The sequence below is a fragment of the Pseudomonas sp. GM48 genome (genome assembly GCF_000282335.1).
Taxonomy (GTDB): domain Bacteria; phylum Pseudomonadota; class Gammaproteobacteria; order Pseudomonadales; family Pseudomonadaceae; genus Aquipseudomonas.
The window spans coordinates 57,296-66,096 of sequence record NZ_AKJM01000107.1; the positions used below are offsets into that span (position 1 = coordinate 57,296).

The window sequence follows — 8,801 nt, forward strand, 5'->3', positions numbered from 1 at the left end:
GAGCAAGCCCGCTCCCACAAAGGGTCGGCAATGCGTTCAGGTGCGCGGCAGGTAGATGACCGCCGTCAGGCCGCCACCCGGCGTCTCTTCCAGAGTCAACTGTCCGCCCATTCGTTGCGCCGCCTCGCGGGCGATGGTCATGCCCAGGCCAACGCCGCCGGAATTGCGATTGCGCGAGCCTTCAAGGCGAAAGAAGGGTTCGAACACCGCTTCGCGTTGTTCTGCGGCGATACCCGGGCCGTGGTCGATGACCCGAATCACCAGGTGTTCACGATGGTCTTCCAGGGTGATCAGCGCCTGGCCGGCGTAGCGCAAGGCATTGTCCATCAGGTTGTTGACGCAAGAGCGCAGGGCCATCGGCTGCACTTGCAGAGGGGCACAGTGACCGCTGGCCTGGACGTTTGCGCCCTGGTCCTGGGCATTTTCGCTCAGGGACTCTACCAACGCCTGCACGTCCATCCACTGTAGGGCTTCGCTGGTGCGCTGTTCATGCAGATAGGTGAGGGTGGCGTCGAGCATGCTGATCATGTCGTCGAGGTCTTGCCGCATCTGGCCTTGCAGCTTGTCGTCGTCGATTTTTTCCAGCCGCAGCTTGAGCCTCGACAGCGGCGTGCGCAGGTCGTGGGACACCGCGCCGAGCATGCGCGAGCGCTGCTTGACCTGTTCAAGGATGCGCCGCTGCATTTTGTTGAATGTGTGCGCCGCTAACCGCGCTTCCCGTGGCCCCGACTCTTCCAGTGGCGGACTGTCGAGGTTTTCGCTCAGGCGCTCGGCCGCGTCGCTCAGGCGCTGGATCGGCCGGCTCAGCAGTTTGGCACCGTACCAGGCGGCAATGATCAGCGAGACCAATTGAAACGTCAGGGGCACCAAGGGGCCGCCGAACCACGGCCGTGGCGGCCGTTTTTCGAAGCGTGGATCAAGCGGTGGGCGTGGCCCATCAAGGCCTTCAGAAAACTCCGGTGGAGGTGGCGGTGGCGGCGGGCCGTAATGGTGAAACCAGGCAAAGGCCAGCAGGTGCGCGAGGATAATCGCCAGCAACAGCACGCCGAACAGGCGGCCGAACAGGGTATCGAAGCGCCCGCGCATCAGCCGATGTCTCGGGCATCGAACAGGTAACCCTCGCCGCGAACGGTCTTGATCAGCTGCGGAGCCTTGGGGTCGTCGCCGAGCTTCTGGCGCAGGCGCGACACCAGCAGGTCGATGCTGCGATCAAAGGCTTCAATCGAACGACCACGAGCGGCGTCCAGCAGTTGTTCACGGCTGAGCACGCGGCGCGGACGCTCGATAAATACCCAGAGCAGACGGAATTCGGCGTTGGACAGCGGCACCACCAGGCCATTGTCGGCAATCAGTTGCCGCAGCACGCTGTTCAGGCGCCAATTGTCGAAACGAATGTTCGCGCGCTGTTCAGTGCGGTCATCGCGTACCCGACGCAGGATGGTCTGGATGCGCGCCACCAGCTCGCGGGGCTCGAACGGTTTGGCCATGTAGTCGTCGGCGCCGAGTTCGAGGCCGATGATCCGGTCGGTCGGTTCACAGCGAGCGGTGAGCATCAGGATCGGGATGTCCGACTCGGCGCGTAGCCAGCGGCACAGCGACAGACCGTCTTCACCAGGCAGCATCAGGTCGAGCACCACCACGTCGAAATGCTCCGCCTGCATCGCCAGGCGCATCGCAGCGCCATCGGTGACGCCGCTGGCGTGGATGTTGAACCGGGCCAGGTAGTCGATCATCAATTCGCGGATCGGGACATCATCGTCGACGATCAGGGCGCGAATGCTCCAGCGCTTGTCGTCACCGGGCGTTTTTTGGTCGTCGTTCACGGGGGCTTGGGGGTTGTGCATGCGTGCGTTCATCTGCCAGGTAGGCTGCCAACCACAAAGATGGGCTGCGAGGTTGTGGTTCCAGCATAGGCGTCCGGCCCGGGGGCGGGAAGTGCTGTTGCGAGGACCTGTTGCGGTTGCCGAGGGTAGCGCGCCCGGGTGTTGCGGGCGTGTCGTGTGTGTATCGAACTCGACACAATGGCCCCAGGGACTAGTCTTGCCTGAGCCGTCTCGACGATTTACCGATCATCGGGTCCCGCAGCGGCGCCGGTTCCGCTACAATGCGCGCCGATTTCGACTTGCCTGAGAGCCCACTCATGTCCGCCTGCCAGACTCCTATCATCGTCGCCCTGGATTTCCCTACCCGTGACGCCGCACTGAAGCTGGCCGATCAGTTGGACCCGAAGCTGTGCCGGGTCAAAGTCGGTAAAGAGCTCTTCACCAGCTGCGCCTCGGAAATCGTCGGCACCCTGCGCGACAAGGGTTTCGAAGTGTTCCTGGACCTCAAGTTCCACGACATCCCGAACACCACCGCGATGGCCGTCAAGGCGGCTGCGGAAATGGGCGTGTGGATGGTCAACGTGCATTGCTCCGGTGGCCTGCGCATGATGGCTGCGTGTCGTGACGTGCTGGATAAGCGCACCGGTCCGAAACCGCTGCTGATCGGCGTGACCGTGTTGACCAGCATGGAGCGTGAAGACCTGGCGGGCATCGGTCTGGACATCGAGCCGCAAGAGCAGGTGCTGCGTCTGGCCGCCCTGGCGGAAAAAGCCGGGATGGACGGCCTGGTGTGCTCGGCCCTGGAAGCCCAGGCGCTGAAATCGGCGCATCCGTCGCTGCAATTGGTGACCCCGGGGATTCGTCCGGCGGGCAGCGCCCAGGATGACCAGCGCCGCATTCTGACCCCGCGCCAGGCGCTGGATGCCGGTTCCGACTATCTGGTGATCGGCCGTCCGATCAGCCAGGCGGCGGATCCAGCCAAGGCGTTGGCCGACGTTGTGGCTGAACTCGCCTGATCAAACACTGAAGATCCAAATGTGGGAGCGGGCTTGCTCGCGAACGCGGTGTGTCAGTCAACATTGATGTCGGCTGACACTCCCTCTTCGCGAGCAAGCCCGCTCCCACATTGGTTTGTGGTTGCCTTAGATCTTCAGCACCAACTTCCCGAAATTCTCGCCGTTGAACAATTTCATCAGCGTCTCCGGGAAAGTCTCCAGTCCTTCGACGATGTCTTCCTTGCTCTTGAGCTGCCCCTTGGCCATCCAGCCGGCCATTTCCTGTGCGGCGCTGGCGTACTGGGCGGCGTAGTCCATCACCACAAAACCCTCCATGCGCGCGCGGTTGACCAGTAGCGACAGGTAATTGGCCGGGCCCTTGACCGCTTCCTTGTTGTTGTACTGGCTGATGGCACCGCAAATCACTACCCGTGCTTTCATGTTCAGACGGCTCAACACCGCGTCGAGAATGTCGCCACCCACGTTATCGAAATACACGTCGACGCCTTTTGGGCACTCGCGCTTGAGGCCGGCGAGGACGTCTTCGCTCTTGTAGTCGATAGCGCCATCGAAACCCAGTTCCTCGATCAGGAACTTGCACTTGTCGGCGCCGCCGGCGATGCCAACCACCCGGCACCCTTTGATCTTGGCAATCTGCCCGGCAATGCTGCCCACGGCACCGGCCGCGCCCGACAGCACAACGGTATCACCGGCCTTCGGAGCGCCGACGTCGAGCAGGGCGAAGTACGCGGTCATCCCGGTCATGCCCAGTGCAGACAAATAACGCGGGAGGGGTGCCAGTTTCGGATCGACCTTATAGAAGCCTCGCGGCTCGCCGAGGAAGTAATCCTGAACGCCGATGGCGCCATTGACGTAGTCACCCACGGCGAACCCGGGATTGTTCGAGGCGACGACTTTGCCCACACCCAATGCGCGCATGACTTCGCCGAGCCCGACCGGCGGGATGTAGGACTTGCCCTCGTTCATCCAGCCACGCATGGCCGGATCCAGGGACAGGTATTCGTTTTTGACCAGGATCTGACCCGCCGCCGGCTCGCCGACCGGCACTTGCTGATAGGTGAATGTCTCGCGGGTCGCCGCGCCAACCGGACGTTTGGCGAGCAGGAATTGGCGATTGATCTGGGAGGTCATGGCAGGCACTCAGGATGTAATGAAGCTTTGTTGATAGCCGGTCAGCGACGATGCCGCAAGTTCGGCTGATGTGGCGAATGCACGTTAATCCAGTGCAGTGATAGTTGGTACGGCAGTTCCATCACTGCAACTCATGGGCGCCCAACCGGAGTCTTGATAGTGCTGCCGTGTTCAAGACCTCCATGGCTAGACTGGCCATACGCGATTCCCCGCTTTCTTCTCTTCGAGGACATAACAATGAGCATGACGTTTTCCGGCCAGGTGGTCGTGGTGACAGGCGGGGCGGCCGGTATTGGCCGCGCGACCGCCCAGGCATTTGCCGCCGAGGGCCTGAAAGTAGTGGTGGCCGATATGGACGCGGTGGGCGGCGAGGGCACAGTGGCGCTGATTCGTACGGCCGGTGGCGAAGCGACCTTCGTGCGCTGCAACGTTACCCTGGAAAGCGATGTAAAAAATCTGATGGATGAGGTGATCAATACGTACGGTCGCCTCGACTATGCCTTCAACAATGCCGGCATCGAAATCGAGAAAGGCAAACTGGCCGAAGGCACGCTCGACGAGTTCGACGCGATCATGGGCGTCAACGTCAAAGGCGTCTGGTTGTGCATGAAATACCAGTTGCCGTTGCTGCTGGCGCAGGGGGGCGGGGCGATCGTCAATACGGCATCGGTGGCTGGCCTTGGGGCTGCGCCGAAAATGAGCATCTATGCAGCCTCCAAGCATGCGGTGATCGGCCTGACCAAGTCGGCGGCCATTGAATACGCCAAGAAAAAAATCCGGGTCAACGCAGTGTGCCCGGCGGTAATCGATACGGATATGTTCCGTCGCGCTTACGAGGCCGACCCGAAAAAAGGCGAGTTTGCCAACGCCATGCATCCGGTAGGCCGCATCGGCAAAGTCGAGGAGATCGCCAGTGCGGTGTTGTACCTGTGCAGCGATGGCGCTGCGTTCACCACAGGGCACTCATTGGCGGTGGATGGCGGCGTTACCGCGTTTTAACACAACACAGCGAATACACCCGGAACCTGTGGGAGCGGGCTTGCTCGCGAAGAGGGAGTGTCAGTCGACATATTAATGATTGATCCACCGCATTCGCGAGCAAGCCCGCTCCCACAGTTTTTTTGCTTCCACAAAGGGACCGGGCAATGTGTTTCAAATGATTAGAACCAAGAGTTTTGGCGGCGTTGTCGCACATGCCTGCGAACGCTCCTGTGATTAACTGCTTTTCGCAAAACCACAGGAGTTTGCTTGCTCATGGAATTGAGAATCGACCGACAGGCGCTGGTGCCCGTCGTACAGCAAATTGTTGATGCGCTGACGTGCTGGCTTCATTCCAGCGGGGTATCGCCCGGTACTCGCCTGCCTTCGGTGCGACAGATCGCGCGGAACAATTTGCTCAGTCAGTTAAGTGTCGCCCAGGCCTGCGAACGCCTGGTCACGCAGGGGATGCTGGTGTCACGTCATGGGGCGGGCTATGCGGTTGCCAACCCGGCATTGGCTGCGGGTGCAGAACACGAGCCGGTGTGGTTCGAGGGGGCTGAGCCCGAGCTCGGGGCCCGTTCGAGTGAGCTGCGGCTGGGCTGTGGCGGGCTGCCCGAAAGCTGGCGCGAGACAGACGATCTGAGCTATGCGATTCGGCAAGTCAGTCGCACCGACACAGCCAGCCTGTTCAACTACAGCACGCCGCTGGGATTGCCAGCCTTGCGACAGCAGATCCTCAAGCGCCTCAGGCAACTGGATATCCCGGCAGAGGACAACCGGATCATGACCACGGCGGGTGCCAGTCAGGGGCTCGACCTGATCGTGCGGACACTGTTCAAGGCCGGTGACTGTGTGGTCGTGGAGAGTCCCGGTTATCCGCTGCTGTTCGATCTGCTCAGGCTGCATGGCATCCACATGATCGAGGTGCCGCGTACGCCACGTGGCCCGGACGTGGAGGTGCTCGAATCACTGCTGGTCAAGCACCGGCCTCAAGGGCTGCTGATCAATAGCTTCTATCACAACCCGACCGGCAGCAGTCTTGCGCCGGTGATGGCGCGTCGCGTGCTGCAACTGGCCAGGGCCCATGGCGTGCAGGTGATCGAAGACGACGTTTATGCGGATTTGCACAGTGGTTCCGGCACGCGACTGGCTGCGCTGGACGACAACGTGATCTACGTGGGCAGTTATTCCAAGACCCTCAGCAGTTCCTTGCGGGTCGGCTTTGTGGTGGCTGGTGCCGAAGTCATTACACGTCTGGCCGAGGTCAAGATGATCAGCGGCATGGGCGCCTCGCGATTTTGCGAGTCGGTGCTGGCGTGTCTGCTGGCGAACGGTGCCTACCGCAAACTGGTGCAGCGTCAGCGCCAACGCCTGAACAGCGACCGGCTGGCGGTGTTGCAGTCGCTCGAAGATGCCGATTGGGATGTTTTCGGCAAGCCGGCGGGAGGCCTGTTCATTTGGGCACGATCACGCATCTCAGATTACGATCAGGTGCGGGCCCAGGCACGGCGCCTGGGTGTACTGCTGTCATCGAAGACCGCCTTCAACCCCTCGGGTGAGGCCAGTGACTGGCAGCGTATCAACGTGGCTTATGCCTGCGACCCGCGAGCCCGTGCGTTCTTTCAGGCCACTGCCCGGGATCGACCTCAAGCGTTCTGAAAACGACGCCTGCGTAGCTTTTTGCCATTATTCAGGCGCCAGAGCCTTGTGTTGCTACTGGCCCGTTGCGAATCTGCATCTACAGACTTTGGCAGGGGACTAAGTGCAATGATTTCGGGCGTGCAAGGACGTTTTGCCAACCTCGGTATGGCGAAAAAACTGGGTATCGGGTTTGTCCTGGTGCTGTTGTTGACTGCGCTGGTGGCGGGCATTGGCGTTTGGTCCTTGCAAACCATCAGCCAGCGCTTTGACGGCCTCAAGCAAATGTCATCGCTCAACAGCGGTTTGCTCAAGGTGCGGCTGCTGGAGCAGGAATACGCCTTGCACGGCAATCCGAAAACCGTCGATGCCCTGCACGAGGGTGTCGATGGCTTGATCGCCCTGGCCGGTCAACTCAAGGCCGCGTCTACGGCCAACGTGCCGGTGATGAATGATGTCGAGCAGTCCCTGGGTGCCTATCGCAAGGCCTTCGACGAGTTTGTCTCGCTCAGCCAGGCCAAGGACCTGGCGCTGGAAATGGCCAGTTGGTCGGTGTCCAGCGTGGCCAACAATCTTGATGTCTTGCAATCCGGACTCGCCGATGACGGCGCCTATACGCTGAAAGATTCCGAAGGCAAGGACGGTGCGCAATTCATCGAGCAGGCCAGCCAGGTCAGCCAGGTTTCACGCTTGATGCTGCAAGCCATGAATGAAGCTCGCGTGCGTCTGGATCAAAGCCGCAAAGGTGACGACAGCGCCGGGCAAGGCAAGATCGAGCAGGCCAGCCAGGCATTGGCCCAGGCAGAGCAGCTCAAGACCACGGTCAAGGATGAGGGTTACCAGACCGTCCTCAATGAGGTGATGGGCCATATCGCCAGTTTCAGTGACAAGCTTGCCGAGTACACCGGCCTGCTGGAACAGGAAAAAACCGTCTATCAACAATTGCATCAACGCGCTGCCCAAGTGGTTGAGCGGGTGGATCAGGCTTATGGCGCTGAAGACCTGTCGATGCAGGCCGAGCTGAAAAAGAACTCGTTGCTGATCATTGGCTCTTCCGCCCTGGCCTTGCTGGTTGGGCTGGTTGCAGCGTGGTTCATCACCCGGTTGATTGTGGCACCGCTGCGCAGCGTTATTCATGTGGCGCAACAGATTGCTTCAGGGGATTTGAGCGCGACCATTGACGTGACCCGCCGCGACGAAATCGGCCAGTTGATGCAGGCAATGCAGCAAATGGGCGCGGGGCTCAGCCATATAGTCAGCGGCTTGCAGTCGGGGATCGAACAGTTGGCGACTTCTGCTCAATCGCTGTCGACGGTGACTGAACAGACCAATCTCGAAGTCAGCACGCAGAAAGAGGAAACCGAACAGGTTGCCACCGCGATGAATCAGATGACGGCCACGGTGCATGATGTCGCACGCAATGCGGAAGAAGCGGCCCTGGCCGCGCAAACGGCCGACGGCAAGGTAGAAAGTGGCCAGCAGGTGGTGCGTCAGAGCATGGCGCGGATCGAGCAGTTGGCGGATTCGGCCAGCTCGGCCAGTTCGAGCATCGAAAGCCTGAGTGCGGAAATCCACAACATCGGCACGGTTTTGAGTGTGATCAAAAGCGTGGCAGAGCAGACCAACCTGCTGGCGTTGAACGCGGCGATCGAAGCGGCCCGGGCTGGCGAGCAGGGCAGGGGCTTTGCGGTGGTGGCCGATGAAGTGCGCGCGTTGGCCAAACGAACCCAGCAATCGACCGAAGAAATCGAACGCCTGGTCAGCGCTTTGCGCTCGGCGGCGCAGTCGTCGGTGCAGCAGATTCAGAGCAGTGGCGAGTTGGTGAAGCTGGCGGTCAGTGATGCCTTGCAGACCGAGAGTGCGCTGGGAAGTATTGCCGCGGCGGTATCGTTGATCCAGCAGATGAACCAGCAGATTGCCGCGGCTGCCGAGGAGCAGAGCTCGGTCGCCGAAGAGATCAACCGCAGTGTCACCAGTATTCGCGCCAGTGCCGATCAGTCATCGCTGGCGATGCAGGGCAATGCGGCGTCCAGTATTCAGTTGGCACAACTGGGGGTTGAACTGAAGGGAATGGTGGGGCATTTCAGGCTTTGAAATGATCATCGGCCAGACCGAAAAAAAGCCACCTGTCTCGGTTAATGCCAGTCAGTTAAGCAATTTCAGCCGCGACACTATTTGTAGCAGCTGCCGAGCCCGCGAGGCTGCGTTCGGC

Annotated in this window: 7 protein-coding genes and 1 pseudogene; 5 read left to right on the forward strand and 3 right to left on the reverse strand. The window is 60.8% G+C overall.

Features of this window, described 5'->3' with window-relative positions; all coding sequences use genetic code 11:
* Positions 1-36: 36 nt before the first annotated feature.
* Together PMI28_RS10085 and PMI28_RS10080 are read right to left on the reverse strand one after the other, a co-directional pair.
* Complete coding sequence (locus tag PMI28_RS10085) at positions 37-1,086, reverse strand: sensor histidine kinase (protein ID WP_007988807.1); 1,050 nt, start codon at positions 1,084-1,086, stop codon at positions 37-39.
* Complete coding sequence (locus PMI28_RS10080; protein ID WP_033063471.1) at positions 1,086-1,844, reverse strand: response regulator; 759 nt, start codon at positions 1,842-1,844, stop codon at positions 1,086-1,088. Before PMI28_RS10080 ends, PMI28_RS10085 begins: the two co-directional genes overlap by 1 nt.
* 296 nt (positions 1,845-2,140) lie before the next feature.
* On the opposite strand from PMI28_RS10080, the gene pyrF reads away from it, so the two are divergent.
* Positions 2,141-2,839 carry an orotidine-5'-phosphate decarboxylase gene (pyrF, locus tag PMI28_RS10075; protein WP_007988809.1) on the forward strand — a complete coding sequence of 233 codons (699 nt, stop codon included), beginning with the start codon at positions 2,141-2,143 and terminating at the stop codon, positions 2,837-2,839.
* A gap of 126 nt (positions 2,840-2,965) precedes the next feature.
* On the opposite strand, the gene PMI28_RS10070 is transcribed toward pyrF, so the two are convergent.
* On the reverse strand, positions 2,966-3,970 hold the full coding sequence (locus tag PMI28_RS10070; protein ID WP_007988810.1) for an NADP-dependent oxidoreductase: 1,005 nt from the start codon (positions 3,968-3,970) through the stop codon (positions 2,966-2,968).
* A 237-nt stretch (positions 3,971-4,207) separates the two neighbouring features.
* Here PMI28_RS10070 and PMI28_RS10065 point away from each other — a divergent pair, with 237 nt between their 5' ends.
* The 4 genes and pseudogenes from PMI28_RS10065 (at position 4,208) to PMI28_RS31625 (ending at position 8,683) form a co-directional block, all read left to right on the forward strand.
* Positions 4,208-4,969 carry an SDR family oxidoreductase gene (locus PMI28_RS10065; RefSeq protein ID WP_007988811.1) on the forward strand — a complete coding sequence of 254 codons (762 nt, stop codon included), beginning with the start codon at positions 4,208-4,210 and terminating at the stop codon, positions 4,967-4,969.
* A gap of 255 nt (positions 4,970-5,224) precedes the next feature.
* Complete coding sequence (locus PMI28_RS10060; protein WP_007988812.1) at positions 5,225-6,610, forward strand: aminotransferase-like domain-containing protein; 1,386 nt, start codon at positions 5,225-5,227, stop codon at positions 6,608-6,610.
* Positions 6,611-7,597: 987 nt separating this feature from the next.
* Positions 7,598-7,774 (forward strand): annotated as a pseudogene (locus PMI28_RS31620) (HAMP domain-containing protein); the annotation flags it as partial.
* 204 nt (positions 7,775-7,978) lie between these two features.
* Positions 7,979-8,683: a methyl-accepting chemotaxis protein gene (locus PMI28_RS31625; protein WP_405046322.1), complete on the forward strand. Its 705-nt coding sequence runs from the start codon at positions 7,979-7,981 to the stop codon at positions 8,681-8,683.
* Positions 8,684-8,801: the final 118 nt, after the last annotated feature.